This window comes from Natronococcus sp. JC468, from assembly GCF_012163165.1.
GTDB classification, from domain to species: domain Archaea; phylum Halobacteriota; class Halobacteria; order Halobacteriales; family Natrialbaceae; genus Natronococcus; species Natronococcus jeotgali.
On the sequence record NZ_JAAVUO010000040.1, the window covers coordinates 1 to 26662 of the forward strand.

Here is a 26662-nt window from a genome sequence, read left to right on the forward strand (position 1 = left end):
GTCGTAAAATCGAAGTCGATGACCAGCGAGGAGATCGAGGTAAACGAATCCCTGGAGGCCAGCGGGTCGGATGTCTGGGAAACCGACCTCGCCGAGTTCGTGTTGCAAGTCGCCGACGAGGCGCCCTCGCATATCGTCGCACCGGCCATTCACAAGTCCCGCGAGGAGATCGCGGAGCTGTTCAACGCGTATTTCGAGCCGGAGAAACCCCTCGAAACCGCCCAGGAACTGACGCAGTTCGCCCGCGAGTATCTCGGTGAGAAGTTCGTGGACGCCGAAGTTGGTATGACCGGGGCGAACTTCGTCACAGCGGATACCGGTACACTTGCATTGGTTACGAGCGAGGGCAACGCTCGCAAGTGCGTGCAGGCGACGGACACCCACGTCGCGGTCGCAGGCGTGGAAAAGATCATTCCACGTGTCGAGGATCTCCAGCCGTTTGTCGAACTCATCGGCCGGTCGGGGACCGGACAGGATATTACCTCTTACGTTTCGCTCTTCACGCCACCTGGTGATTCACCGACCTTCGATGTGGACGATGAACTTGGTTCCGGCGACGAGCGCGAATTTCACCTCGTACTCATCGACAACGGCCGCATGGAGATGCGTGAGGACGACCAGCTCCGGGAGACGCTGTACTGCATCCGGTGTTCTGCGTGCGCGAACTCGTGTGCGAACTTCCAGCACGTCGGTGGCCACGCTTTCGGTGGTGAGACGTACTCTGGCGGTATCGCCACCGGGTGGGAAGCCGGCGTTCACGGTGCCGACAGCGCCGCGGAGTTTAACGATCTCTGTACAGGGTGCAGTCGATGCGTGAATCAGTGTCCGGTGAATATTGACATCCCATGGATCAATACTGTTGTCCGCGACCGCATCAACCGCGGAAAGGATGGAGATCTCGACTTCCTTGTAAAAGGACTTACTCCTGATGAGGAACCTGGCGGAGTCGACCTCCAGAAGCGCTTATTCGGGAACTTCGATACGCTGGCGAAACTCGGTTCGGCGTTCGCACCGCTTTCGAACTGGGTCGCACAGGCCGGTCCCGCCCGCTCTCTGATGGAGCGGACTCTCGGCGTCGATAGCCGCCGTGAACTTCCGGAGTTCGAGCGTGAATCCCTCGTCGAGTGGTTCAAGAACCGTGGACCACAAGTAGATCCCGAAGAGGCACGCCGTCAGGTTGCACTATATCCCGATGCATACACAAACTACGTGCGCACCGAACGCGGAAAAGCCGCCATCCGCGTCCTCGAGGCGCTCGACGTCCGCGTCGACGTCCCGTCTGCCGGCGAGAGCGGACGCGCACCACTCTCACAGGGGATGGTGGCGACCGCCCAGTCCAACGCCGAGGACGTCTATGATGCCCTCGCACCCGCCGTCGCTGCGGGCCACGACGTCGTCGTCGTGGAGCCCTCGGACCTCGCGATGTTTCACCGGGAGTACGAACGGCTCCTCCCCGAGGACAATTACACTGCTCTGAAAAACCATAGTTATGAGATTCTGGAATACGTCTACGGTCTGCTGGAAAATGGCGCAGATATCAATGCACTCCCGGACGGAGACGACATGCAGATTGCCTATCACAGTCACTGCCAACAGCGCACGCTCAACCTCGAACCTTATACATTAGCGGTTCTCGAGGACTGCGGGTTCGACGTCAGGACCTCAGACGTAGAGTGCTGCGGGATGGCTGGAAGCTTCGGCTACAAGTCCGAGTACTACGAACTCAGCATCGATGTCGGCGAAACGCTCGTTGATCAATTTACGACGGAAAACACTGCGGACCGGACCGTCGTCGCCAGCGGCACGTCGTGTCTAGAACAACTTGACGCACTGCTTACGCGCCGGCCTGCACACCCAGTGCGTTTGCTGGATACATAGTAGTCAGATTGATGTCAGTACTTCAGAAAGTATGAATACTGCTAGAAAGAGGGAGGTCAGCCACCGTCAAATAAAATCTTAGGAGAGTTCCGTTAATATAATCTCTCCTCACACGTCTACAACGATAACTTCGTCAACAGAGCGCAGTCTCTCGGTTTCTCGGCTTAACCGAGCACGGATGCTGATTTGACCGAATTAACCGACAACAAGCCTGCTAAACGGACTGTAGTCTCCTCTTCCGGAACTGCCGCAAATATTATATCACTATGCAGTTTATAAAATTCCGATTCGACTCTCTATGGACTCAATGAAGCCTGAGGCGGCAGAATTCCAATTTCTCGAGGGCCTTGGTTAAACTCCGATTTAACGAAGGTAATTTACAAGGACCGATACTGTACCCCGCATACGAATGTCTACCCCGACTGATCGACAGGGTTCTGCCGTCCACAAAGCAGTCTCCCGCTATCTCGAGCGCTCGATCAAGTCCGACGGATCGAAAGCGACCATGCGGCCAGCACTTGAGCGATTCGCTTCGTTCTGCCAGCGCGAGGGGATCGATGAGATTCGCGAGCTCGAGGCGGGCGACCTTCGGGAGTTCGGGTATACGCTCCGTGAAGATCAGGTCGACGGTAAGATTGCAGCGTCGACAGCGAACACGTACTTCGCATACGTGCGTTCGTTCCTCTCGTTCTGTGTTCGGGAGGAACTGCTTGACGCGAACCCAGCGAAGACAAACAAGGCGACTGAGTATCTGCCTGAGGATACAAGCGACTCCTCGAGCCAATTCTGGTCGCCAGAACAGCGCCAAGCGATTGTGAACTATGCGACCAAACGCGTCGACATGGCGAATGATGGTACAATTCGAACCGATCCAGTGACGGCCTCGCGGGACCGAACGATCGTGGTACTGCTCGCTGAGACTGGCGCTCGAGGTGCGGAGTTGTTCGACGACTCGAAGGACGAGAAACGCGACGGCATTACCTGGAGCGACGTTGACCTCGAGAGACACGTCCTGTCCGTCTTTGGGAAGTCTCGCGATCGCGAAGAGGTCCCACTACCAAAGGCTGCTCGCGACGTCCTTAAGCGACATCGGAAATACGTTGATCCGCCAACTGACGAGTGGCCTATCTTCCCAACCGGCCATTTTCAGTCGAAACGCGGTGTTCTTGAGTCAGAACTCGGTAAAGATCGACTGTCGAAAGCGCTTGAGGAGAGAGGCGACACGTCGAAGACAGATGTCCTCGACGATCTACTCCGCGAGCACGAGGTCGCGCCGCCGTCAATTTCCAAGGAAGGAGCACGACGGGTAATGAAACGCCTTACCAGCGAAGCGAACATCCAACTCGAGGACGGGCACGAGTATCTCAAGCCGCATGGAGCACGTCGTGGGCTCGGCGCCGAGCTGTACGCACTTGGTGAGTCTGAAAAGGCCCAACAGGTACTGCGTCACAAATCAATTGAAACGACTCACGAGGCCTACAGTGACCTCAAAACGAAAGACCTCGCTCAATCAATCGACGAAATACGGGGAGAATAATTTCATCTCTATTTAAATCCTATATCATAGGGATCAGCAGACTAGTTCATAGTTTCTTCTAGCATCTGTAACAGGGTGTCATAGAATACGTCACACACCCGCTATTTGAGGATTATAGCGGTCTCATTCTACGCTTTCACCAGCGTTTTGTGCTGCTCTCGTGTTTTATCCATCCGCCTGATCGTGAATAATGCTGCTTGAGAACTCTTGTATGACACCCTCACACACGACAAACTTATGATATTCAGATCATATTTCCTCATAAGCGGCCCTTCTGTGAAGATATTATAATCTCAAAATGGGTTTCAACATTTCAAAATAATCTTACTGTCCGAACTCATACGTATTTTTCCAAAACTTTTATTATGTGGTCGGATATGGGTGTAACTGTCATGCAGGCAGTAGTACTGGAGGAGTTTCAGGAGCCGTTGACCGTCCAGGACATTGACCGTCCTGAACCAGAACCCGATGGGGCTGTCGCCAAACTCATTGGGTGTGGTGTCTGCCGATCAGATTGGCATTGTTGGCAGGGAGATTGGGACTGGTTCGGATACCGGCCTGATCCGCCACACGTTCTTGGCCATGAACCCACTGCCCGTATCGTTTCCGTCGGTGAGGATGTTGAAACCGTCGAAGAGGGCCAAGAAATCGCAATTCCGTTCAACCTCGCGTGTGGTACTTGTGACCTGTGTCGGAACGGTCGCGAGAACATCTGTGAGAACCACGTTGGGCTTGGGTTCATGAACCAAGCCCCCGGTGCATTCGCTGAGGAAGTTCACATCCCACACGCCGATGTCAACGCCGTGCCGCTCCCAGACAGTATCGACGCCGAAGCGGCTGCGGGGTGTGGTTGCCGGTTCATGACCTCGTTTCACGCGATGGCGCATCGCGCACCCGTGAGCGCCGGTGATGACGTGGTAATCCACGGGTGTGGTGGTATTGGTCTTTCAGCCGTCCACATCGCTGATGCGCTTGGTGGTAATGTTATCGGGGTGGATCTCAAAGACGAGAACCTCGACAAGGCCGAAGAACTTGGTGCGGTCGCTACGGTTAACGCTTCCGAAGTCGACGATCCCGCTGGCGAAGTCCAAGATATCACTAACGGTGGAGCAGATGTCTCCGCCGACGGACTTGGTATCAAAACGACGTGTCAGAACGCAGTCAACAGCCTCCGCAAGGGAGGAACGCACGTTCAGATCGGGTTGACCACTTCCGAAGAAAAAGGAATGGTTCCACTGCCGGTCGATGACTTCGTCTCCAAGGAGATCGATTTCCACGGCTCGCTCGGTCTCCAGCCCTCGCGCTACAGTGAGATGCTGGACATGATCGAATCGAGCAAGCTTGACCCGGCAACGCTCGTCAACAAGACGATCGATATCCACGGAGTTCCAGATGAACTGGCTTCGATGACTGACTTCAACACACTCGGAATCCCAGTCTGTACCGACTTCACTAGCTAACCAATAGGACAATCACGAAACAAACCATTTTTAATGGAATGGTTGATCGGTGATTGATGACTTGTGGTTACGGACCAAGGACAGTGATATACTATGAAATTCAGTGGAACATTCAAACTTAACGATACAACAACTGAGGAAGTATGGCTCGCGCTCTCGGATCCGATAATGATCGAGAACGCGCTACCTGGCTGCCAGTTTCTCGTCGAAGTCGAGGACACGGATGTCGACTTCGACGCGTTGCGCGAGGAACACGGGGACCGCGATGTCGAACCGACCTCTGACCCAGAGACCATCGCCGAGCGCGCGTTCGAGCAGGGGAATCACTACGCCGGCGTCATCGGTATTAGCATCGGCCCGAGGGCGTCATAGAACTCTTCTCACACCGTGATGATCGTGCTTCCCGGATTGTCTCCGCGTTCGTAATTGGTGATAGCGACGACAAGGCGAAGGCACAGAGAAAGAAACACCTGCGCCCGTGCGTGGACGCGGCCTCGGGCGAATGTTCGCCCGAGGCCGCAGTCCTTCACTGATTCATTGGTTCGTTCGACTCCAGTACGGCGATTGTACGTCTCCTCCAACGTGGACTGCTTCAGCTGAACGTCCTCGCCGTGTTGTTCAATGCGGTCTTCGACCCTGTACTCGATGTCTTTCGGGTTGTCGGTGTTTCGTGCGTTGTACGGAGCGACTGGCACGACCCCTGCGGTCAGCAGGTGGTCGTGCCAGTCGAGCGTGTCGTAGGCGCTGTCACCGACCATCCAGATAGGCTTAGCGACGGCGAGCGCGTCACGCGTGACGCGCATCGCCGTCTCCTCTGGTGCTTGCTTACTCTCGGTGAACTCGGCTGCAATCGGGATCTTTTGCCCGGTCGAGACGATCGTGCAACCGTAGCCGTAGTAGTACTCGTCGTCGGTTGGATCGTAGCACTTCGACGCGTCTTGATCGGCGGGCATCGCCCTCACGTCGGTTGAATCGATACAGTAGGTCAAGTCGAGCAGGCCGCGCCGGGCGGCCTGCTCGACGAGTCGGTCAAAGACTTCGTCAACGACGTGTTCGAGGTCGGTGAGAAAGCGATCGACCGCGTCTCTCGACGGCGGTCGATCGAACCCACAGCTGAGCCAAACGACCGTGTTCCGAAGCTCTCGCTCAACGGGACGAATGCCGTAGATGTCGTGGTAGTAGCAATGGAGGAAGCCACGCATCAGCTCTGGTGGTTCGTGATCTCGTGTTCGCCCCGTCTCCGCCGGGGCGAACACGTCGAACTCTTCGAGAAACTCGAAGGAGAGATGCTCAAACAACGCTAGCGTCTCGGTTTCCGCGACATTGAAGAACGGCTCTACCGAAGGATCATCTTGCAGGGTCGCTGAACTCATCCACCTCAGCGTTCACCCTGCTCTTTGGTGTGCTACTCGTTCTATGACACCCTCTCTGTAATATTGGCGGAGTCGTACTGACTCGATTGAAACACTGCGACCCGAAAGACATCGAGTAGAGCGACGTATTCGTCTTTCTAACGCACTGCTTCTGGGTTCAGCTCGGTGGTGTTAAGGCTGCAACAAGGGCTCACCTTGATTCCAGAGTTGCGAAGGGTCCCGTCGAGAAAAACATATTAATGCTTGCTTGTATAAGCTAGTGCTGATATGGAAAAGGATGCGATCACGGATGGGACCACGGGCGGGGCAGAGACCTGCTGCACACCGCCCGGAGACGTCGACTCGGACGCGATGGCGACAGACCTCCAAGTACTGACCGCGATGGGGAACGATACGCGATATGAACTGCTTCGCCGAATCGCAAACGCCGATGACGGCGTCTGCGTCTGCGATCTCGAAGCCGCAGTCGGCGTCAGTCAAAGCGCCGTCAGCCAAGCACTCTCCCGCTTGTACACCGCAGGACTCGTCACACGCCGCAAAGAGGGGTCCTGGCGGTACTACGAACCGACTGAAACGACCACGGCCCTCCTCGAAATCCTCGACGATCTGCGAGGTGCCCATGAGTAACGACACTAATACGGTGGCCGGTGACCGCGACCCCGAGGAGACCCGCGAGATGGTGCGCGAACGCTACGGGACTATCGCTTCGGATGGCCAGGACTGCTGTGGCGATGTCGGCATCAATACCACCGATGACGGAGGATACTGTGACGGCAACACGGACGTGACCGGGAGCGAACGCCTCGGCTACGACACGGGCGATGTTGCGTCGATCGCTGAGGGCGCAGACCTTGGCCTCGGGTGTGGAAATCCGAAGGCATTCGCTGGGATGACGTCCGGCGAGACAGTGCTCGACCTTGGCTCGGGTGCGGGCTTCGACTGCTTCCTCGCCGCACAAGAGGTCGGCCCGGAGGGCGACGTCATCGGCGTCGACATGACGCCGGAGATGGTCTCGAAAGCGAGGGAGAACATTGCGAAGAACGACGCCGACAACGTAGAGTTTCGCCTCGGCGAGATCAGTCACCTCCCCGTTGCAGACGCGACCGTCGACGTTGTCATCTCGAACTGCGTTGTCAATCTCGCTCCGGAAAAACAACGGGTGTTCGACGACACCTACCGCGTTCTCAAGCCCGGTGGCCGCGTCGCCATCTCGGATGTCGTTCAAACCGCGCCGTTCCCCGACGACGTCAAGATGGACCCGGACTCGCTAACAGGCTGCGTCGCCGGTACGTCAACCGTCGACGCCCTTGAAGCGATGCTCGATAGTGCCGGCTTCGAAGCAATCGAGATCGCGCCCAAGGACGAGAGTACGGAGTTCATCAGCGACTGGGATACTGACCGCGACCTCGGAGACTACCTCGTCTCTGCCACTATCGAGGCCCGGAAATCAGCGCGCCCCAGCTGACTGATCAAGAGGTATAGGCGCAGTTCTGCCCACTCAATAGCCTCTACAGAGAGCGCACGATGTCGTTGCGCGTGCTAAGGTTCGTCTTGAATGACTTCGTCAAATAGGGCCTCGACGCGTCGCTCCACGTCGTCACGAATCTCGCGGACGGTGTCGAGATCCTGCCCGTGGGGATCGTCTAACGCCCAGTCCCGAACATCGACATCTTCTGCGTCCAATTCCAGCGTCGAACAGCCCATCGTAGCGACGACGTCGCACGATTCGAGCTCGTCAGTCGAGACTTCCTGCGGTGTTCGGTCGGAGAGATCGAGGTCTCGCTCTTGCATGACCGTGACGACTTCCTCGTGAACGCTCTCAGCTGGGTGTGTCCCACCCGTGAGAATCTCAATGCTATCTCCTAGCTCCCGCCGGTCGCGTTCTCGCTCGGCGAACGCAGCCGACATCTGGCTACGACCGGCATTCTGGACACACACGAACCCCAACTTCGTCGTCGATTCTGTATCCATGAAGAACACCCGCTCTTACGCTATCTTAAGGGTTTATATGAGGAGTATCTCGCCCTATATAGCCCACTCCCGAACACTGACAGCGAACCCGAAAGCAGGTTCCAACGAAGCGGTGAGAACTAACTCGTCGATCGCTCTCATCGACTGGTCATAGCTCCCGCGATCCATCGAGGGCGACGAGGAGGGCGTTGGCGCGTGCTGTCGCTCGATATTTCCGCCATTTGCCCTCTTTACGGCGCGTGACGAGTCCGGTATCGGTGAGCTGGGACAAAGCGTGGCTGATCGCGCTGTCGCTGACGTCAAGTAGCGGCGCAAATTCACAGACGCAGAGTTCCTCGCCAGCGACGTGGAGGATACGAACGATCTTGTACCGAGTTTCGTTCGCGAGCGCCGATAGCAACCCGACGTCCTGGTCCAGCGCAGGCCCGCCCGCGGCCGCGTCGATCTCTTCGAGTTCCGCCAGACGCTGGCACACCTCCTCGTCACCACACCCACCCCGTTCGTCGGCGAGATACCGCTGTAGCCGCTCAGTCGATGACATACACATCGATTGAGCAGGTAGTGAATTAAGTATTATGGAGTGACTCGCGAGCTACGCGCATCCAACGAGCATTCGGCCATTTTAGCATCAAATAATATGATTCCAAGGAGATCATCGGTATCAACGCACCGCTTCGACGTGTTTCTACACCCTACACGCTGTAGAAAATCTGATCCACGTGTTGGTCTATGTCTGCATCAAGTCGAAGGGCTTATGACGATGATTAAATAATCGTTCAATCGAATGCGAGGCAACTCCATCCATCCCGTGATCGATGGTAGCCGCATTGTCGACCAGACAATTGAGCGAACGATCCATTCTCATCAATGACTGAACTCACCCTGTACGAGGAGGCGATGTGTTGCTCCACCGGCGTCTGTGGTCCTGACCCCGACGAAAAGCTCGTTGAAGTCAGCGCCGCCCTCGATCAACTCGAAGCGGAATTCGAGGACGTCGATGTCTCGCGGGCGAACATGCAGCACAACATCGATCAGTTCCTCGAAACGCAGCGCATCTACGATCTGGTCGAGGAACACGGCCCCTCGATCCTGCCGATCACCGTCGTCGACGACGAGATCGTCGCCAAGTCCGAGTACCTCTCGTACGACGAACTCGCGGCAGCACTCCAAACTACCACCTCGACCCAGGAGGCCTAACGCATGAGCATAACGCCCACCGACGCGCGAGCGGTCGTCGAACCGACGAGTGATGAGACCGAGTTCGTCTTCTTCAGCGGCAAAGGCGGCGTCGGCAAGAGTACCGTGAGTTGTGCGACGGCAACCTGGCTCGCCGACAACGACTACGAGACGCTGCTGGTGACGACCGACCCTGCGCCGAATCTCTCGGACATCTTTGGCCAGGAGATCGGCCACGAGGTCACCGCGATCGACGACATCGAGAACCTCTCGGCCATCGAGATCGATCCGGACACCGCCGCCGAGGAGTACCGCCAAGAGACGATCGAACCGATGCGCGAACTGCTCGGCGAGGACCAGATCGAGACGGTCGAAGAGCAGCTTAACAGTCCCTGCGTCGAGGAGATCGCTGCCTTCGATAACTTCGTCGACTTCATGGATAGCCCGGAGTACGACGTCGTCGTCTTCGACACCGCTCCCACGGGACACACCATCCGGCTGATGGAGCTCCCCTCAGACTGGAATGCCGAACTGGAGAAGGGCGGCTCGACCTGCATCGGGCCGGCAGCCTCGATGGAGGAGCGCAAACAGGACTATGAGCGTGCCATCGACACGCTCCAGGACGACGATCGAACCTCATTCGCGTTCGTCGGTAAACCCGAGGACTCTTCGATCGACGAGATCGAACGCAGCGCGAGCGATCTCGGCGACCTCGGGATCGAGTCTCAACTACTGATCATCAATGGCTACCTCCCCGAGTCAGTGTGTGAGGATCCGTTCTTCGAGGGGAAGCGTGACGACGAGCAGGCCGTTATCGAGCGCGCACGGACGGAGTTCGACGCCGACGCGATGGCGACGTATCCACTCCAGCCCGGCGAGATCACAGGGCTCGACCTCCTCGCGGACGTTGGCAGCGTCCTGTACGATGGCGACGAGGCGATCGTCGACGTCGGGACGGCGACCGACGTAGACGCTGAAACCGCGATCGACTTCGAGTCGATGGCTGACGCCGAGGCGGTCGCCGACCAGCTTCAACCGGGCGTCGAGACGCGGTATCTCTTCTTCACCGGAAAGGGCGGCGTCGGCAAGAGTACGATCGCCTCGACAGCAGCGACGAAGCTCGCCGAGGCAGGCCACGAGACGCTAGTCGTCACAACCGACCCGGCCGCCCACCTTGAGGACATCTTCGGCGAGTCGGTCGGCCACGAGCCGACATCGGTCGGTCAAGCAAACCTCGACGCGGCACGGATCGATCAGGAGAAAGCGCTCGAGGAGTACCGCACACAGGTCCTCGATCACGTCACCGAGATGTATGAAGAGAAGGAGGACACCCAGATCGACGTGGACGCGGCGATCGCGAATGTCGAAGAGGAACTGGAGTCACCGTGTGCCGAAGAGATGGCCGCCCTCGAGAAGTTCGTGAGCTACTTCGACGAAGACGGCTACGACGTCGTCATCTTCGACACCGCCCCCACGGGGCACACGCTCCGACTGCTCGAACTCCCCTCCGACTGGAAGGGCTTCATGGATCTGGGTTCGCTGACGAAGGGTGCCGCGCCCGCGAAAGGCGACCAGTACGACGAGGTCATCGAGACGATGAAAGACCCTGAACAGAGTACATTCGCGTTCGTGATGTACCCCGAGTACACCCCGATGATGGAAGCCTACCGAGCCGCCGCGGACCTCAAAGATCAAGTCGGGATCGAGACCTCGCTGGTGGTAGCGAACTACCTGCTCCCAGAGGAATACGGCGACAACGCCTTCTTCGCGAACCGCCGCGCTCAGCAGGCGGAGTACCTCGGCAAGATCAGCGATCGGTTCGACGTGCCGATGATGCTCGCTCCACTGCGCCAAGACGAGCCGGTCGGACTAGACGAACTGCGCTCGTTCGGTGAGGAGATCACCGGGCTGGACGATATCACCGAGGAGACGGAACCGGAGGCGACGGCGTCGTGAGCGAAGCTGTATCGGAGGAGCCAGCCGTCGAAGCGTCGCTGCAAGCGTTCACCGAAACGCTTCGCAACTCGGAGACCTATCAGCAGTTCATCGACGCAAGCGAGCAACTCGAAGCGGACGATGAAGCGCAGTCACTACTCGAAACGTACCAGCAAAAACAACAGCAGCTACAAGGAGGCGAGTTCGACTCGTCGATCATGAGCGACCTTCAGGAACTCCAGACTGAACTTTCGAACAACGAGACGATCCAACAGCATCAGGCAGCGCAAGAGGAGCTCGTCGCCCTCCTCGAGCAGACGAACGATGTGATCAGCGAGCAGATCAGACAGGAGTTCGCGCAGTCACTCGGAGGTGGGTGCTGTTGAGCTCGTCCGACGAAGATGTGCTGGCTGCCGCCAAAGCGCTCGGTGAGGACCTCGATGTGGCGCAGTCGAAGGCAACAGCGGCCGAATTCGAGTCGCTGTTGATCGAGTGTAATGAGACGATTAGCGACGAAATTGGTCTCGAGTACGGTGCCGTCTGCGACGCCGGGAGCGACTGCTGCTAACAGCAGCTCTGGTGGCTATTCCAGTTTTTTCATATCAGTTAGACGGATGAGCGTGTCATAGAAAGCGTCACGTACGAAGCAGCAGGGTGCGGAAAGTGTGTCCAGCACAACTGCAACCCTGCAAGACATAGCTTCGGTAGACGACTTCTTGAATGTCGCGGCTACCGAGACAGTACCGCTGTTTGAGCATCTTGAGTTCGAGTTTCTACTGGAGTACGACGTGTTCGCCCCCGCTCGCCGGGGGCGAACACGAGTTCACCAGCCACCAGACCTCTTTCGTGGCTTTCTGCACTGCTACTACAAGGACATCTACGGCACACGTCCAGTCACGCGAGGACTCCAGCACGGGCTTGTCTAATACTACTGCGGACTCGACAAGCCGCCATCCAGAGACACAATTGACCGCTTTCTCACCGACCTCGAACACGTTATCGACGACGTCTTCGACAGGCTCATCGAGCAGGCCGCCCATCGCGGCCTGCTCGACTCAACGTACGCGATCGATTCGACTCACGTCGAAGCAATCCAATACAACGACGCTGCCTCGTGGAACTACGATCCAACAGCCGACAAGTACTACTACGGCTTCGGCTGTACGATCGTCTCAACCGGCGCAAAAATCCCGATAGCAGCGGAGTTCACACAGGCCAAGTAAGCATCCCAAGAGACGGCGATGCGCGTCACCCGTGACGCGCTCGCCGTCGGTACACCGATCTGGATGCTCGGAGACAGCGCCTACGACATCCTCGACTGGCACGACCTCCTGCTGTCCGCAGAAGTCGTACCAGTCGCCCATACAATCCGCGAAACACTGACGGCCCGAAAGACATCGAGTACAGGGTCGAAGATCGCACCACCGAACACAGCAAGGACGTTCAGCTGAAGCAATCCATTTTGGACGAGACGTACAATCACCGGACAGGAGTCGAACGGACTAACGACGCAGTCAAGGACTGCGGCCTCGGGCACGTCCGCGCCCGAGGCCGCGTCCACGCACGAACAGAAGTGTTCGTTGCGCTCTGCCTACGGCTTGTCGTTGCAATCACCAACTACGAATGAGGAAACGGGGCTGTGAGAAGCTACGAGAATGATTCTATGACACGCTCACCAAATTATTCTATGATACCCCTGTAAGCGGGTACTTGCCTGCTTACGGGCTGCAAACGAGTATTGCTCTTTAACTGCCCCTCTAAACTGAGACTATCTCTGTTGATAGGGGCCAGTCACCGACACCTATTAGGTGATGTCATGGGCTGGTTGATATATCCAACATGAGCCAGGCAACGCTCTCTGAGCGACCCTACACAAATTCGAATCTCTTTTCAGGTCACTATCTGGATGAACGGATCTCCTATCGAGATGAATGGGATTGTGATGAAGAGGCCCTCCAGGCATTAGAGGAACTGCAGACACTCTACAAGGAAGAACAACAGCTGGTATCGGGATATCGTGAGGATGCACTAGTCGATAACTGGATTGACAAAGTCCTCGAGGTACTTGGATTCGGGACGAACGTCGAGACGACCCTTCCAGATGGGAGTGGTTACGTTGATACACTCCTCTTCGAAAATACGGGAGCCCGCCGAAATGCTGCTACAGTCTATCTGGATACCGAGGATACTACAGACCTTTTTGAGGGTGGTATTGGCCTTCTCGAGGCCAAACAGTGGGACGCTGATTTCAATCAACGATTCAGCGAGCAGCGGCCGTACCGAAACGCATCTCACCAAGTCAAACACTACCTCGAGCGAACTCCCGAGAATATTCAGTGGGGAATCCTTACGAACGGGAGAAAATGGCGACTCTACGGGACGAAAGACTACGAAACTCAGACTTATTATGAAGTCGATCTTCCCGAACTTCTCGAGCACGGTGAGCTCGAGGCGTTCAAGTACTTCTATCTCTTCTTCCGGCCGGAGGCCTTCCGAGCACACAGAGAGACTACGTTTCTCGATACAGTCTGGTCTGAGAGCGAGACTGTAGCAAAAGAGCTTGGGGAGGATCTCCAGGATAACGTCTTTACAGCCCTTCGAGTCCTCGGACGTGGCTTTGTCGAAACCAACGACCTCGAAATCGATCCCGACAACGACGAGGATCTCGCCCAACTCAAAGAGCAATCGCTTGTCCTCTTGTATCGGCTCATGTTCGTTCTCTACGCCGAGTCCCGCGGATTGATCCACCCTGAAGGGAAAAAGGCAATCACGGACTATGAGGAGAACTTTAGTCTCGATGAACTCCGACTCGAAATATACGACGAAATAGGCGAGATCGATGACGGCTTTGACGCCTACAGCGAGTACTCGACTTCGATGTGGGGTCGCCTCAAGGACCTGTTCCGACTAATTGACGAGGGCGAGGAAAATTTGGGCATCCCACCGTACAACGGCGGGCTGTTCAACCGAGAGAAACACGAGTTCTTGTCGAACCACGAGGTTAGCAACCGCTACCTTGCTGAGGTCATCTATCGAATTTCTACGACTGAGAATGACGAAGAACGGTACGTTTTAGCCGATTATGCTGACCTGGATACCCGCCACCTTGGCAGCGTCTACGAAGGCCTGCTTGAGCACCAGTTCCGGATCGCTCCCGAGGACTACGCTGCTGTCGCTGAGGATGGCGGACAAGTTTGGAAGCCCGCAACAGAGGTATCGGTTGCCGACGCCGTTGAGACAGTCGACAAAGGCGGGCTCTACGTCGTCAATGATGAGGGTGAACGGAAGGCGACGGGAGCGTACTACACTCCCGACTACGTTGTAACCTATATCGTTGAGGAGACGGTCGGTCCGCTGGTTGAAGAGATCCAAGAAGACCTCGAGGATCAAGGCTTCGAGCCCGGTACCCACGAATATCTCGGGGCGTTCTACAAGCGGGTCAAAGGCCTAAAGATCCTTGACCCAGCGATGGGGAGCGGACACTTCCTCACTCGAGCAACCGAGTATCTCGCTCAACAAGTAATGGAAGAGGTCCGTGAGCTTGAGGGGGCAACTGCATTCGATGAACAACGGGTTCGTCGCGACGTCGCTAAGGAATGTATCTACGGTGTCGATCTAAATGGGATGGCCGTCGAACTCGCCAAGCTTTCAATGTGGCTCGAGACCCTTGCTGCGGATCAACCCCTCGCATTTCTGGATCACCACCTCAAAGCAGGAAACTCACTGGTTGGTTCTGACGTCACTGAGGTATTGTCGAGTGATACAGAGGACAGCAGCGGACAGCTCACCCTACAACAGGCATTAGCACGGGTTCGACAGGATACGCTTGAGCATGTTATGGATCGAATGCAGGAGTTGCTCGAGATCGATAACGAAACCCTCGAGGACGTTAGGTCAATGGAGGAGATCTACGACGAAGTACGAAGCGACCCGTTCTACCAGCGCTTGTTCGAACTGACGAACGTTCACACCGCAGAACGATTCGAGCTCGAGGTTCCTGACGAAGCATACGAACAAATGGCTCAAGCGATCGATAGCACCGAGGAGTGGGACACGATTCGCGAGGAAGATTGGTTCCAGACTGCGCAGGCAATCTGTAATGAAGAAGCGTCTTTCCACTGGGAACTCGAGTATCCAGAGGTGTTTTTCGACGAAGATGGTGAAAAACGAGAGGATGCGGGGTTCGATGCGGTGATCGGAAATCCACCATGGTTGAATGCGTGGAGTATGACTGAAAAGGCACCGAAGCTTCGGACAGCAATAACAAGCTTATTTGACTCCTCGGATGCATTGAAAGGACACTGGGATCTATATGTTCCATTTGTGATCAAATCTCTACGCTTATGTCGGAAAGGAGGGAACCACTCGTTTATTCTTCCGAATACGGTTTTAACAGAGAAATACGCAAACAAACTGAGAAAAGAATTGCTCGAAGAACACTCGATTTCGAGCCTCCTTAGTTTTGAGGAAAGAACTGTTTTCGAGGGAGTTGAGCGACAATGTATCATCTATTCGCTCACAACTGGATCCGATAGAGATCAACAACACGCGCTTCGGATCTGTACTGGAGTTGACCCGTTCACTTTCGAGGATGTTGCTCGTACCAATATTTCAACTTGGCTAAATGCGTACAATTATCAGATTCGAGTCGACCCGAACTATGTCCGAGACTATATTCCAATACTAGATAAGATCGAGAGTTCATCGACCCTTCTTGGTCAATATCTCTATGTTAATGTCGGGGCTACAGTCTCAAGTGAAAAATCAAAGGAATTCTCAAAGTCAGATGTTGTAAATAGAGAACCAATCGGGAATGCCAAACGATTTTTTCAGGGGACTAATGTAAATAAATGGTCGATCGATTGGGATAATGAATGGCTCGATTACCGGCGAGACGAGATGTCTGGTCCGCGTCATTCAGAAATGTTCGAAGCAGAAAAGGTTGCCATTCGAGTACGAACGAACGAAGGTGGAGAACTTGCCGCTGCATACGATGATGAGGGAATGTACTGTGATCACACGGTATTGGTCTGCTGTAAGTATGAGCATCTAGATTCAACCTCCGCTACCACCGAATTCGATGGCTTTGACAGAGAAAACCGAGATCTGAACCTCAAGTATGTTCTTGCTTTGATTAATTCCACTCTTATGACCTGGCTCTTCAAGAACAAATTCGAGACTGGAGGGCTACAGGGGACGTATTCGGATGTTTGGCCACAGTCCGTTCGCTCGTTTCCAATACCCGAAAATCACGACGAAATCCAATGTGAACTACAAGAACAACTACAGGAAACAACTCAAATAGACTGTAGCAGTACTACTACCCCTGAAAGCCTACTCGTCAGTCTTTCAGATGTGATTATTGAGGGGAAAGAACAACTAAAATCTCTCAACCTCTCGCTGCTGGATCATCTCGGCTCTTACTCCGAGGGCCAAACCCTCGCCGACGTCGGTTTCCCTCAACCTCCCACGAACACCGCTAATTCTATCCTTACTGATACCGCTGAAGTCCACGAAAATCTCCGCGTCGGTGATGTTAATGTCATCCGTGAGTCACCAACCTCTCTCGAGATTCGACTCACTGCTCGTTACAAACCCGAAGACAAGGATGAATACGAGACGGACCGCTGGGGATACACCGAAACCGACTTGCAGGCCGCGCTGCGGCTGTCAGAACTCTCCGAGACTGAAGCTAATCTAATTGAGGCTTTTGTACCCCTTGCTATTGACGAAGCCGGTGGGTTTGCGAACTTCCGCGAGACCGCCACCAAGACTAATTCACCCGTTGATCGGCTGCGGGCACTAACCCTTCCCGCCGTTGACGACGTTCGGGATGGCCTCGAAAACTACCTCGAGACGAAGGTACGGGCAGAGGAGCTGGAGACGAGAATTGAGAAAACAGACCAACACATCGACGAGATTGTCTATGAACTGTACGGCCTAACTGAGGAAGAAATCGAGATCGTAGAGCAATCCGTTGACCGATAGCTCCTAGTAGTCGATACGGGAGACAGAGTTAGAGCGGTCCTGTTACTTGGCTAGGGTGAAGGCCTTCTGGAACTCATCCAGAGATTTGATTAATCTTCTTACCACTTCAAAAATACCAACAAATAGCAAACAAGCCCCTGCAGCAGTATACAGAGAGAGAGAGGTAGTCGCTGTGAGTATGACTAAGACGACTGCTACGATCGCGAAGGCGGCCTCAAAGAGGGCGAAAGTCAAATCTACAGCTGCTTCAGACAGCTTGCTCGTCTCTCTGTTTTCGACGAGTTGCTTCTGAATCGTCACCACTGCTTCGGGCTGAGATTCATTTCTTGGCTGTCTTGTAGATGGATGTCTGAACTCTCTCTCTCCAGTTTTCTCCGCCTCGCGTTGAGATTCGTCTCTTCGCGGTCCTGTGGTTGATTTCTCAAGCTCCCTCTCGATAACTTTCTCCGTCTCATCGCTGTTCCTATCGGAGGGCATTTATTGCAGAGATTAAGTCGTATAGCGCCCATCGAGCGATACCAAGTGCCGCTCCAAATGCTATGACAGCGAAGACTGCCGTTAGTATCAGAGCGAGTTCTTCGATACCACTGGTTCTGTCTACGACCAGAAGGAGCAAAGCCCCCGTGAGTGAAGCCGTTACGAGAAGTATGCTATATCGCTCCTCTTGACGTTGCTTTTCTTTATAAAACTCCTTCAACTGTTTCTGGTACTTCTGTGAGAGCTTCTCCCAGTACTCAAATCTCTGTTCGGACAGGTATCGATCCCATTTGTCTTCCTTTGCATCCATATCTTCCTCTTATCTCTTATCGCCTTAATTCTAATTTTGCCTAAAAGAGGTAATGATCGTGATACCGGCTCGCTTTAATGTGGAAATTCTAAAAGATCAAGGTCGATTGTCTCGGAAGTAGGGGTTTCCGTGACGCCTGATTTCTATATCTGTAACCTCTCAATGAGTGCTGCAAGGTTACAACAGCGATGCCAGAAACAATCGTCTCTGTCACCAAGTCGATGACGACTAACTTCATGGTCGAAAAGACCTCAAAACACTTCCTGTAACGGTCCCGCAGACTCGACGGTCTCGTACCGCTCACGCACATCTTCGAAACTCAAAAACTGCAGCGAGCTATGAGGCACAGGCTCGAGCACCGTCTCGAACGTCGGCCGAGTCATTTCCTTTCGAACTGCATCGGAATCCGACTCCGCCGCGACAATATACATATCCACAGCAAAGTTCGGCACCCGCGTCACGAAATCTGTCATTCGCAAGATCCCGCTGTAGATACTCGTCGTACTCTCGACCTCGAACATCGCAACGATCGCGTCCCCCTCGAGCCAGATCACGTCGACATAGCGGATGATATTGGTCACTGCATCACTGAACCCCGGCAACACTAACTCCTCCAGACAACCCTCACCCAACCGCTCACCTTGGTACGTCCGATTTTTGTCATTGATAGCAACATGAACGTCGTACCCGTGCTGCTGGCCTAGCTGCACGAGATACCACTGAATCTCGGTGTGCACTCTTCCATCGTCGGCGTCGCTCGTTTGCTCAGTCTCCGGCTCAGAAGGACTCGCAACTGACTCATCAGACCTGATATCCTGAAACCCCTCCTCGACGGAGTTGTACTCTGTCAGCAACGAATTGATCGCCTGCTCAGAGACACGCATGAATCCTCGAGGATGCCACCCTTCACCGTAGCCGAGAAGATCACCGAGCTCAGCAGGCGTCACAGAGATCGGCTCATACTCGGAGATGGTGTAGATATACTTGCTCTTGGCACTGTCCCACAGTTGCTCTCCTAACGTCGCGTCCTCGAGCGTCACTCCAACGCGCCCTGATGCGAAGAACTCTCCGTCTGAGTAGAACAAGACTGGATCACCAGTCTCCATGGCAGTGAAGTAGTTGTATTTCTGTTTGCCCTCTGTAGTACCCCAAATTCGAACCTCTTGCTCACCTTCCAGAGTCGAGGGTAACTCGAGCCCAGCTACTGACACCGGCGAAGCAACCGTGTGCTCGAACCTCTCGCTCCAGTCTGTGCCAATTGGTGCGATATAGAGTCGGGACATTATCCATGAGTTATTAGAGATCTTATTGAAGGTTCTGTAGTCAAAGAGAGAGACTATGACAATAGAGCGTGCCCATCGCACATCACCTGATCAAATTTGGGAGAACGAACTCGAGTTCACCGCATGGCTCGACGAGAATATCGACGTCCTTAATGAGGAGCTCGGAACGTCGTTTACCGTGTTGGAGCGCGAAAAACACACGCCAACCGGATTTTCAATCGATCTCGTCGTAGAGGACGAAGACGAGCGCACGGAGGGCGTAATCGAATGCCAACTTGGAGAGAGCGATCACGACCATCTAGGAAAACTGCTCACGTATCTGACGGCGTTCGATTCGGATATCGCCGTCTGGATCGTCCGAACGCCGCGCTACGAGCACAAACGAGCTGTCGAATGGCTAAACGAGAGCTCTGAAAAGGAATTCTACATCGTAACGATCGAAGGAATCGAGGTATCGGGATCGACCGCACCACTGTTCACTCAAGTTGTTGGTCCCAGTCCGGTCGCTCGTGAGATCGGCGAAGAAAAACGAGAACTATCAGAGCGAGATATGATGCAAGAGCGATTCTGGGAACAGCTCCTTGAGAAGAGCAACAAGGAATTCCCGTTGTTTCGCTCAATTTCACCGAAACACCAGGCGTGGAACGGAAAGGGTGCCGGAATAGGCGGCGTCGCCTACAACTACTACATTGCAAACAATTGGGCTCGCGTCGAATTGTATATCGACACGGCTTCGAAGGAGCGGAACGAGGAAATATACGAGTCGTTACTCGAAAATCGGTCTGAGATCGAAGCCGAGTTCGGCGGAGAGTTGACGTGGGAACGACTCGATGGAAAGCGAGCCTGTCGTATCAAAAAGCGAGTGTCCGACAAGGGGCTAACCGATGAAGAGCAGTGGGACGTCACCCAAGAGCGGATGATTGATGCAATGATCCGCCTGTACAATTCGATCAAACCGTATGTTGAGCAAATTTGAAACAGGCGATAAAGGCTAGTTGCTATCCGTAGAGTGGGTCGTCTGCGGAATCATCTGAGTCTAATTTAGCCGCTGTCGAAGATTCCAGTTTCACTCAGAGCCGTTCGTTGTACCAGCTCAGACGCTCACCGATCATTAGCTCCTCTACCGGAAACTGAACCGAGACAGCCGTCTCCTCGAGCAACGGTAGCAACTCCTCGTAATATGCACGCCCAGTGTGGAACACGAGCGTCGTCCCCGCCTCAAGCAATCCGGCTGACTGCAATTGCTCGAACACTGTTTCCGACCACTCTCGCTTTGTCGCAACCCGCGATCCCGTTAACGTCTCATCGTACGGCTCGATAGGTGGCCCGTTGGGCTCGAGCAAATGGTGCTTAGCTGAGAGGACGAACCAGTCGTCATGATTCTGCTCACAGTACTCTCGAGCCTTGCCGAACAACGTCGATGGAGCATACAACTCGGTAGGCGGCGCAGTCTGCTCGAGCTTAGTCTTTGTACAACTCACAAGTCCGATCTCAGTCACAATCCCCTATTCTGCGACACCACTAATGAGCCTATTCTCTCTGGATACTCATTCGAATTCTATTCTGTACCAATAGAATAGCAACACTACAAATAACGAAATCTTCACTGTCTAGCTTACAGAGACTATCATATCATGCCGAATCCACTCTTCTCAACATACACACATGGCGAAAACCGAGTAACGTCGACACTTATGGCCGTCCTCGAGCACATCAACACCAAACTCGGGGAAGAACTCCTAGAGGCCACCCTCGACGAATCGGACCTCACCCTCGTCACATTCGAGAACCAGATCATCGGCGATGGCTCTGTTCCAGACGCTTCGATCCAAAGCTCGACGTCACTGTGGTTCGAGACCAAAACAGTCCCCAACAGCGTTGACCTCGAGCAGATCCGAAACCACCTAAGCGGTCTCCGACAGGAAGCAAGCGATACCCAACGGCTCGTCGTCCTCACACCAGATCACAGCCGCCCGAAGAAGCTCGATCAGATCGAGGACGATCGTCTTGTCTGGACGAACTTCGACCAACTCGTCGATGCCGCCGAATCGATCTTAGCGCGGGACCACGGCAGCGCCGAACAATCGCTCGAGATCCCCACCGAACGAGAGGCATTCCTCCTTCGAGAACTCGTTCGCTTCCTCTATGAAGAGGATCTTGTAAGCGGTCGTGAGGATCGCGTCCTCGTCGTCGCCGCTCGCAAAGCCTGGCCCGAGTACAACGCCCACGGCCTGTATTTTTGCCAACCAAATCGCTCGTTCAAACCTTCCAACTATCTCGCCTTCTACACCGACGGTGAGATCAAACCAGCCGTCCCAGCGATCACCAGTACGATCGAGAGCATCGAATTGACCGAAGATGCACTCGAGGAAGCGACACAGATCTCACCAGCCCAGCGACGTCGACTCGAGGACGGTATTGCGACACTTCGAGACCAGAACGCAGATCGCTACGGAAGCGAGCAGAAGGTCCTGTTTCTCGACCTCGAGCGTGGGTTTACGCTCGAGCAGCCGGTCCAGAACGACAAAACGGCGTCCGAGTCAGACCGAACTGTCGCGTTCGTCCAGGGCCACCGGTACGTCTCTGCATCTGCGCTCCGAGACAACCCCACTACAACATCTACTCTCGAAAATTGACGGCTTGAGAAGAACATTCAATTGTCCTACTACATAGTATTACCATTATGGTGAATGACCGCCGGATGACGACTGATCGCTTCTTCGGGAGTATTGAGAAGCGACTCGAGAATCTACAATCTATGCTTGAGTTCGTCGATACTACCAAACCCGCTGAACCAGCGCTTCGAGACTGGCTCAAATCAAATACAGCAGCAGAGAGCGGATCAACTATCAATAAGTACGTTGGCTTCCAGCGCTCGATCAATCTACTTGAGCTCCAAGAAGACCAGTACCAAATCACCTCTCGCGGAGCAGCATTCGCAGAGACCGGTGACCCGGAACTCGTCTTCGAAGCTCTCTTGGCGAACGTCGCCGGCTTCGAAACGATTCTACAGACACTCGACCACCAACAGACCACCGCTGCGGCAATCCAAGCGAGCCTCCAGAAAGCGTACCCAGAATACCAACTTCCGCAGGCAGTCGTTGGTAGACATCTCGAGTGGCTCCAAGCAATCGGTGCGCTCAAGAAACAACAGTCTACCGACCAATACGAACTAACCTCCTTTGGAAAGCAACTGCTCCAAGAGAAACTCGATCAGAAGCCAGTGATCGACAATTTGGAGATCGGTGGTACGTATGACCGTGTAGAACTCCACGAAGAATACGGCGGAGCGCGATATCGTGGGATTGCACCATCAGCTGATTATCCCTACGTCTTCTTCTTCACAGGCGATTCTGGAGCGGAGCACGGCTACAAGGACGAATTTCGTGGAGATACATTCATCTACACCGGCGAAGGCAGGACCGGAGATATGGAGATGACAGGTGGAAACAAGGCTATTTGCGACCACAAGGAAGACGGCCGTGAACTTCACCTGTTCGAGAACAACGACAAAGCTTGGAGCGTGACCTATCTCGGACAGTTCGAGTGCGTCGATTGGTTCGAAGAGCAGCTTTCAGACACCGATGGAAATCGCCGCAAAGCGATTCGCTTCAAACTCGAGCCAGTAGCAAACGACGTCGAATTCACTGCCACGGATTTGGATGCAGTCGAGACAGACGAACTCTACGAGAGAGCAAAGGGAGCAGTAACAACTGATGGAGGGGCCACCCAGCAAACAACTACCGAGACTACACACACCAAGTACACTAGATCAGAAGCCGTTAGAGAATACGCACTACGTGTCGCTGATGGCGTTTGCCGAGGTTGTGGGAACGAAGCGCCGTTTGTCGGCAAGGACGGAGAGCCGTACTTAGAGGTGCATCACCTGTACCGTCGCAGTGATGGCGGTCCTGATCATCCCGATAATGTCGTTGCTCTATGCCCGAATTGCCATCGGCGAGTTCACCACGGAAAGGATGGCGACGATTTCAACCAGGAGCTTATTTCGAAGACCGAAAGGAGAGCAATCGACTGAAACCACTACCGCATACGTCTCGCAGCCGTTCAACCTGATTCGGCTTGAGTCACGTTCGAGCCCGGCTGAACTCATCAGAGTGCTCAACGTCGGGATTGCTTGGCATGGGCTCTGTGGGCGACATGGTTCTTAAACTAGAGTGGTAAATCAGTCGGTCAACGTCGCAGTTTGTGACGAACTCCGACGTTCGCCTGACAATATGACATACCATATAGAGAAATTGCAAGAGAATTACGGTTGGTGTCGCCTCTTTGCCAGAGACAGTGGCATCTCTAGCTTCCGTCACATGGAGATGTGGATTTAACGCGATTATTTCATCAGAAATGGTAAGTATTGACAGAGCCGTGCTAAATATAGAGAGCGTGTCTTGCAAGCGTTGATAGCAAATCGATATGAAGATAGATTTATCAGGTTGATATCTACTATTGGAAATAATGGCCGAGTTACTGGTTTTCACTCTTCTTGCCGCCATTGCCGCGGTCTATTCGATACTTCCGAGGCACCGACAGTTACGAGTTCGATACAGTCTGTGGACGAGGGGCGGGCTTGGTTTTATCGGTCTGATGTTTATTGTTATTATCTTAACGTACTGGCTCTCTATTCTCGTTCAGAGCAGAGAACAGAACACGCTCAGTATCAGTATTCTTGATAGATCTACAACGATTACGCCGCTCTATGTCGAATCGGTCCAACTGGTTGCTATACTCTCAATAGTCGCTCTATTCACAATATTATTCATGAAGTCAAATGTTCGGATTCGAAATGAAGATAATCTACTGGAAATTCTACGTAATTTTTATAACCAGGAAGAGTATACAACATTAGTTAACCTTCTCAAAGAAAATTATCGTCCACTAATAAATCATCCTTCTAGCCCTGTTCATCCGGAATCATTGATGAAGGAACGTTGGGTCATCGTCGAAGCAGGGGAAAACCAACAGGCGGACACGGAATGGGAAGAGGACGAAGAAGAGGAAGAGGAGGGTGAAGAAGGAAAGAAAGAGGACGAAGAAGAGGAAGAGGAACTAAATAAGGCATGGAGACGGCAGATTCGGGAGACGAGACAAAAGATCAGGTTTCATCTGACGAATTTACGACACAGGGTGAGCAACACAGTAGATGACTGGAGTAAACAAATCAAACAGAAATCGCGCTTGCTCAGGTACTATGTAGCGAGGTTACGATACCGTACGGGTAACACGGCAGAAGATGCGTCAGAGTATAGCGAAACCCTTCTGCTTGACCCAGATTTCGCTGAGTTGTATTCCGACCTCGCTTCGGAATTGGGACTTGAGATACTGCGTGATGACTCACTGGAGAACTTCCGCCGACAGGATGTTGTGCATCGGTATTTGCGAGCACAACTGAAGACAGAGAACACCCTTCTTTACCGTGATCTCGAACAGAATACAGCGAGCGATGGTTCGTACGGGTACAAGCTTGAAGAGGAGAACAGACTCGTCTATGGTTTGTTCTCAGACTTCGAACGGGCGAAGGACTTGAACGTGTATAAGCCAATAGGAGATCAGACTCAGGAGATAATTCGGCAACAGCGGAGGGAAGAGTTCGACGAGTACAACGATCAGCGTCTCTCAAACACTCGTATCCAAGACGACTATATTTTCCGAGATCCAGTCTTTGTCGGAATCCAATTTTTCGACGTGATGGTGAGAGCGGCTTTTGATCAAGAAGTGAGTTGGCATGTGTGGCTGTCCTACTATGAGTCGTTCACTCGTGAGATCTGCCGGAATTACGAAACAACAGAGTACAGTGATCCGGATGCAGAATGGCCGAACGATTACTCTCGTCTCCTGTATGAGATGGTTAGTAATATGCGGAATTGGATCAAGATGATGGAGGAAGAACTCAAGCCGGATACTGAGAGTGATCAGAATGAATCGCCCTATGTTCTTGACGTTAATTTGGAAGTTAGCAGGTCAGAGACTGAATCCTTGTCAGAGGTACAGAACGATTCGGACAATAAAGAACAGGCCGAATCAGAAGACAGGTCGGATGACGAGAAAGAACAACAAGATCCTGCTAAGGTAGGGGACCACCTTCAGTTGGGGAGTATCAGCACGGATAGAGTGAGAAGAAATATCCCAGAAATGACGGTGATTATTCTCATTTCATGCCATGAGGAAATCCTTACGACCGATGATATCCCGCTTCAGTTCATGGACTACATAACTGAAACAATTCTCCTATGTTTGCTTGACCTACGGGAGTATGGCGAGGGGTCACTCCAATGGAGGTATAGCGAGTTGATGCTACACTGCTTAAGTGAGAATCTCACTGGAAACCAGGCAGACCCGCGATATCATGAAAATTTGAAACGTGTCTATCGCGGTGACTATGGAGGTATAGGAATCTACGGTGTCCGCCACGAAGTGTCGGTTAAGGATAACCAGATGACGGATCTTGTTGAGGAGTTAGACGAAATAATCGGTTCTTGATTTGTCTAGCTCTTAATTCGGGGCCGCTCACTTTGAACGCTATATTCTACAAGAAACCATCTATCATTTTCGAGTTCTTCTAGTTCACCACCCATAGTTTCAGTGTTTGGCTCACCTTATCGAATAAAATATAACGTCAAATAGGTAGCCAGCGGAATCAAAACAAGGATTAGCAAGAGTCCGAGCGCATCGAGTATGGACATATAGTATCACATTATTGTAATGTTGGTTACATTTCCCATGTTCAACACTATAGGAGTCCACCGATGAGACCGAGGTTATTCCAATCTCAGTACCTCACAAAGCGTCCCTGCTCACTTGGGCTGAAGCCGCAGTTTCATCCTGATCGGTAGTGGTTGACGGAAGTTCTGACCGAAGATCGAGCAGAGTCGTCGCTGTCGGCGGCGGTCAGCCGCCGACGCGACGGCGTTGCCACTTGCAGGGAGGCTGGCTCGGTCGGGCGTTAGCGGTGGAATCGATCGTCTGGTGGCCGATTTGCAGGGACGGCCCGACGCACCGCGAGGGCCGTCCATGCTGCCCGGCATACCATCTTGATGAACTCCTTGAACGACCAGGACCAGAGGCGACGCCCGCCACGGCGGGGCGTCGCCACGTACTCCCAATGCAGATACCGCCAAATGCTCTGTAACAGCAGACTCACTACGACGTACAACAGCCGGACCACTGGATTTTGCTGTCGTCGTTGCGATACTTTGCTCGGAGAGCCGGTACGTCGCCTCGATACCGAAGCGTTTCGCGTAGTGGTATCGGGCGTCGCGTGG

21 protein-coding genes and 3 pseudogenes are annotated in these 26662 nt (G+C 53.8%); 16 read left to right on the forward strand and 8 right to left on the reverse strand.

The genetic code is table 11. From position 1 onward, the window contains the following. The 4 genes and pseudogenes from GWG54_RS16860 to GWG54_RS16875 all read left to right on the forward strand — a co-directional run. Window positions 1-1878: LUD domain-containing protein (locus GWG54_RS16860; protein WP_167938867.1), on the forward strand; the 1878-nt coding region annotated here is incomplete at its 5' end. Between the two features lie 409 nt (window positions 1879-2287). Then, the gene (locus GWG54_RS16865) at window positions 2288-3415 is read left to right on the forward strand and encodes a site-specific integrase (RefSeq protein ID WP_167938868.1); all 1128 of its coding nucleotides are present in this window, start codon (window positions 2288-2290) and stop codon (window positions 3413-3415) included. Window positions 3416-3807: 392 nt separating this feature from the next. Then, complete coding sequence (locus GWG54_RS16870; RefSeq protein ID WP_167938885.1) at window positions 3808-4875, forward strand: zinc-dependent alcohol dehydrogenase family protein; 1068 nt, start codon at window positions 3808-3810, stop codon at window positions 4873-4875. Between the two features lie 93 nt (window positions 4876-4968). After that, window positions 4969-5235, forward strand: a pseudogene (locus GWG54_RS16875) (carbon monoxide dehydrogenase); the annotation flags it as partial. A gap of 20 nt (window positions 5236-5255) precedes the next feature. Here GWG54_RS16875 and GWG54_RS16880 read toward each other — a convergent pair. Continuing rightward, a complete protein-coding gene (locus GWG54_RS16880) occupies window positions 5256-6248 on the reverse strand; it encodes a transposase (RefSeq protein ID WP_167938869.1) in 993 nt (330 codons plus the stop codon). 267 nt (window positions 6249-6515) lie between these two features. Here GWG54_RS16880 and GWG54_RS16885 point away from each other — a divergent pair, with 267 nt between their 5' ends. Continuing rightward, complete coding sequence (locus GWG54_RS16885; protein WP_167938870.1) at window positions 6516-6875, forward strand: helix-turn-helix transcriptional regulator; 360 nt, start codon at window positions 6516-6518, stop codon at window positions 6873-6875. Next, the gene (locus tag GWG54_RS16890) at window positions 6868-7713 is read left to right on the forward strand and encodes an arsenite methyltransferase (protein WP_167938871.1); all 846 of its coding nucleotides are present in this window, start codon (window positions 6868-6870) and stop codon (window positions 7711-7713) included. Before GWG54_RS16885 ends, GWG54_RS16890 begins: the two co-directional genes overlap by 8 nt. A 74-nt stretch (window positions 7714-7787) precedes the next feature. Here GWG54_RS16890 and GWG54_RS16895 read toward each other — a convergent pair whose 3' ends face one another. Beyond that, the gene (locus tag GWG54_RS16895) at window positions 7788-8219 is read right to left on the reverse strand and encodes a low molecular weight phosphatase family protein (protein ID WP_167938872.1); all 432 of its coding nucleotides are present in this window, start codon (window positions 8217-8219) and stop codon (window positions 7788-7790) included. 148 nt (window positions 8220-8367) lie between these two features. Continuing rightward, window positions 8368-8760 (reverse strand): metalloregulator ArsR/SmtB family transcription factor, encoded by a 393-nt coding sequence (locus tag GWG54_RS16900; RefSeq protein WP_167938873.1) that lies wholly within the window; start codon window positions 8758-8760, stop codon window positions 8368-8370. Between the two features lie 326 nt (window positions 8761-9086). On the opposite strand from GWG54_RS16900, the gene arsD reads away from it, so the two are divergent. The 6 genes and pseudogenes from arsD to GWG54_RS16930 all read left to right on the forward strand — a co-directional run bounded on the left by arsD (window position 9087) and on the right by GWG54_RS16930 (window position 17318). Next, window positions 9087-9416, forward strand: coding sequence for an arsenite efflux transporter metallochaperone ArsD (arsD, locus tag GWG54_RS16905; RefSeq protein ID WP_167938874.1), 330 nt, complete (start codon window positions 9087-9089; stop codon window positions 9414-9416). Window positions 9417-9419: 3 nt separating this feature from the next. Beyond that, on the forward strand, window positions 9420-11351 hold the full coding sequence (arsA, locus tag GWG54_RS16910; RefSeq protein ID WP_167938875.1) for an arsenical pump-driving ATPase: 1932 nt from the start codon (window positions 9420-9422) through the stop codon (window positions 11349-11351). After that, window positions 11348-11716, forward strand: coding sequence for a halo-CC-star protein HcsL (hcsL, locus tag GWG54_RS16915; protein WP_167938876.1), 369 nt, complete (start codon window positions 11348-11350; stop codon window positions 11714-11716). The genes arsA and hcsL overlap by 4 nt, the downstream gene beginning before the upstream one ends. Continuing rightward, the gene (hcsS, locus tag GWG54_RS16920; RefSeq protein ID WP_167938877.1) at window positions 11707-11898 is read left to right on the forward strand and encodes a halo-CC-star protein HcsS; all 192 of its coding nucleotides are present in this window, start codon (window positions 11707-11709) and stop codon (window positions 11896-11898) included. The genes hcsL and hcsS overlap by 10 nt, the downstream gene beginning before the upstream one ends. Before the next feature lie 97 nt (window positions 11899-11995). Then, window positions 11996-12989 (forward strand): annotated as a pseudogene (locus tag GWG54_RS16925) (transposase). Window positions 12990-13169: 180 nt separating this feature from the next. Further along, window positions 13170-17318 carry an Eco57I restriction-modification methylase domain-containing protein gene (locus GWG54_RS16930; protein WP_167938878.1) on the forward strand — a complete coding sequence of 1383 codons (4149 nt, stop codon included), beginning with the start codon at window positions 13170-13172 and terminating at the stop codon, window positions 17316-17318. Between the two features lie 42 nt (window positions 17319-17360). On the opposite strand, the gene GWG54_RS16935 is transcribed toward GWG54_RS16930, so the two are convergent. The 3 genes from GWG54_RS16935 to GWG54_RS16945 all read right to left on the reverse strand — a co-directional run bounded on the left by GWG54_RS16935 (window position 17361) and on the right by GWG54_RS16945 (window position 19388). Next, window positions 17361-17795, reverse strand: coding sequence for a hypothetical protein (locus GWG54_RS16935; protein WP_167938879.1), 435 nt, complete (start codon window positions 17793-17795; stop codon window positions 17361-17363). Continuing rightward, window positions 17782-18105 (reverse strand): hypothetical protein, encoded by a 324-nt coding sequence (locus tag GWG54_RS16940; protein ID WP_167938880.1) that lies wholly within the window; start codon window positions 18103-18105, stop codon window positions 17782-17784. The genes GWG54_RS16935 and GWG54_RS16940 overlap by 14 nt, the downstream gene beginning before the upstream one ends. Before the next feature lie 251 nt (window positions 18106-18356). Then, the gene (locus GWG54_RS16945; protein WP_167938881.1) at window positions 18357-19388 is read right to left on the reverse strand and encodes a hypothetical protein; all 1032 of its coding nucleotides are present in this window, start codon (window positions 19386-19388) and stop codon (window positions 18357-18359) included. A 55-nt stretch (window positions 19389-19443) separates the two neighbouring features. Between GWG54_RS16945 and GWG54_RS16950 the strand changes: the two genes are divergently transcribed. Further along, window positions 19444-20364: a DUF4268 domain-containing protein gene (locus GWG54_RS16950; RefSeq protein WP_167938882.1), complete on the forward strand. Its 921-nt coding sequence runs from the start codon at window positions 19444-19446 to the stop codon at window positions 20362-20364. A 94-nt stretch (window positions 20365-20458) separates the two neighbouring features. Here GWG54_RS16950 and GWG54_RS16955 read toward each other — a convergent pair whose 3' ends face one another. Continuing rightward, window positions 20459-20887 carry a DUF6884 domain-containing protein gene (locus GWG54_RS16955; protein ID WP_312854297.1) on the reverse strand — a complete coding sequence of 143 codons (429 nt, stop codon included), beginning with the start codon at window positions 20885-20887 and terminating at the stop codon, window positions 20459-20461. 195 nt (window positions 20888-21082) lie between these two features. Here GWG54_RS16955 and GWG54_RS16960 point away from each other — a divergent pair, with 195 nt between their 5' ends. The 3 genes from GWG54_RS16960 to GWG54_RS16970 all read left to right on the forward strand — a co-directional run bounded on the left by GWG54_RS16960 (window position 21083) and on the right by GWG54_RS16970 (window position 25880). Beyond that, entirely contained in the window at window positions 21083-22024 is a 942-nt protein-coding gene (locus GWG54_RS16960; RefSeq protein ID WP_167938883.1) for a hypothetical protein, read from the forward strand. Between the two features lie 47 nt (window positions 22025-22071). After that, window positions 22072-23424, forward strand: a complete 1353-nt coding sequence (locus tag GWG54_RS16965) for an HNH endonuclease signature motif containing protein (RefSeq protein WP_245242851.1) — start codon at window positions 22072-22074, stop codon at window positions 23422-23424. 434 nt (window positions 23425-23858) lie between these two features. Further along, window positions 23859-25880, forward strand: coding sequence for a hypothetical protein (locus GWG54_RS16970; protein WP_167938884.1), 2022 nt, complete (start codon window positions 23859-23861; stop codon window positions 25878-25880). Window positions 25881-26343: 463 nt separating this feature from the next. On the opposite strand, the pseudogene GWG54_RS16975 reads toward GWG54_RS16970, so the two are convergent. Continuing rightward, window positions 26344-26662 (reverse strand): annotated as a pseudogene (locus GWG54_RS16975) (ISH3 family transposase); the annotation flags it as partial.

What these genes read in the sequence shown, in the direction of transcription:
- GWG54_RS16865 (WP_167938868.1), top strand. Translation starts at nt 2,288, where the DNA reads ATGTCTACCCCGACTGATCGACAGGGTTCTGCCGTCCACAAAGCAGTC.
- GWG54_RS16870 (WP_167938885.1), top strand. Translation starts at nt 3,808, where the DNA reads ATGCAGGCAGTAGTACTGGAGGAGTTTCAGGAGCCGTTGACCGTCCAG.
- GWG54_RS16880 (WP_167938869.1), bottom strand. Translation starts at nt 6,248, where the DNA reads ATGAGTTCAGCGACCCTGCAAGATGATCCTTCGGTAGAGCCGTTCTTC.
- GWG54_RS16885 (WP_167938870.1), top strand. Translation starts at nt 6,516, where the DNA reads ATGGAAAAGGATGCGATCACGGATGGGACCACGGGCGGGGCAGAGACC.
- GWG54_RS16890 (WP_167938871.1), top strand. Translation starts at nt 6,868, where the DNA reads ATGAGTAACGACACTAATACGGTGGCCGGTGACCGCGACCCCGAGGAG.
- GWG54_RS16895 (WP_167938872.1), bottom strand. Translation starts at nt 8,219, where the DNA reads ATGGATACAGAATCGACGACGAAGTTGGGGTTCGTGTGTGTCCAGAAT.
- GWG54_RS16900 (WP_167938873.1), bottom strand. Translation starts at nt 8,760, where the DNA reads ATGTCATCGACTGAGCGGCTACAGCGGTATCTCGCCGACGAACGGGGT.
- arsD (WP_167938874.1), top strand. Translation starts at nt 9,087, where the DNA reads ATGACTGAACTCACCCTGTACGAGGAGGCGATGTGTTGCTCCACCGGC.
- arsA (WP_167938875.1), top strand. Translation starts at nt 9,420, where the DNA reads ATGAGCATAACGCCCACCGACGCGCGAGCGGTCGTCGAACCGACGAGT.
- GWG54_RS16930 (WP_167938878.1), top strand. Translation starts at nt 13,170, where the DNA reads ATGAGCCAGGCAACGCTCTCTGAGCGACCCTACACAAATTCGAATCTC.
- GWG54_RS16935 (WP_167938879.1), bottom strand. Translation starts at nt 17,795, where the DNA reads ATGCCCTCCGATAGGAACAGCGATGAGACGGAGAAAGTTATCGAGAGG.
- GWG54_RS16940 (WP_167938880.1), bottom strand. Translation starts at nt 18,105, where the DNA reads ATGGATGCAAAGGAAGACAAATGGGATCGATACCTGTCCGAACAGAGA.
- GWG54_RS16945 (WP_167938881.1), bottom strand. Translation starts at nt 19,388, where the DNA reads ATGTCCCGACTCTATATCGCACCAATTGGCACAGACTGGAGCGAGAGG.
- GWG54_RS16950 (WP_167938882.1), top strand. Translation starts at nt 19,444, where the DNA reads ATGACAATAGAGCGTGCCCATCGCACATCACCTGATCAAATTTGGGAG.
- GWG54_RS16960 (WP_167938883.1), top strand. Translation starts at nt 21,083, where the DNA reads ATGGCCGTCCTCGAGCACATCAACACCAAACTCGGGGAAGAACTCCTA.
- GWG54_RS16965 (WP_245242851.1), top strand. Translation starts at nt 22,072, where the DNA reads ATGGTGAATGACCGCCGGATGACGACTGATCGCTTCTTCGGGAGTATT.
- GWG54_RS16970 (WP_167938884.1), top strand. Translation starts at nt 23,859, where the DNA reads ATGGCCGAGTTACTGGTTTTCACTCTTCTTGCCGCCATTGCCGCGGTC.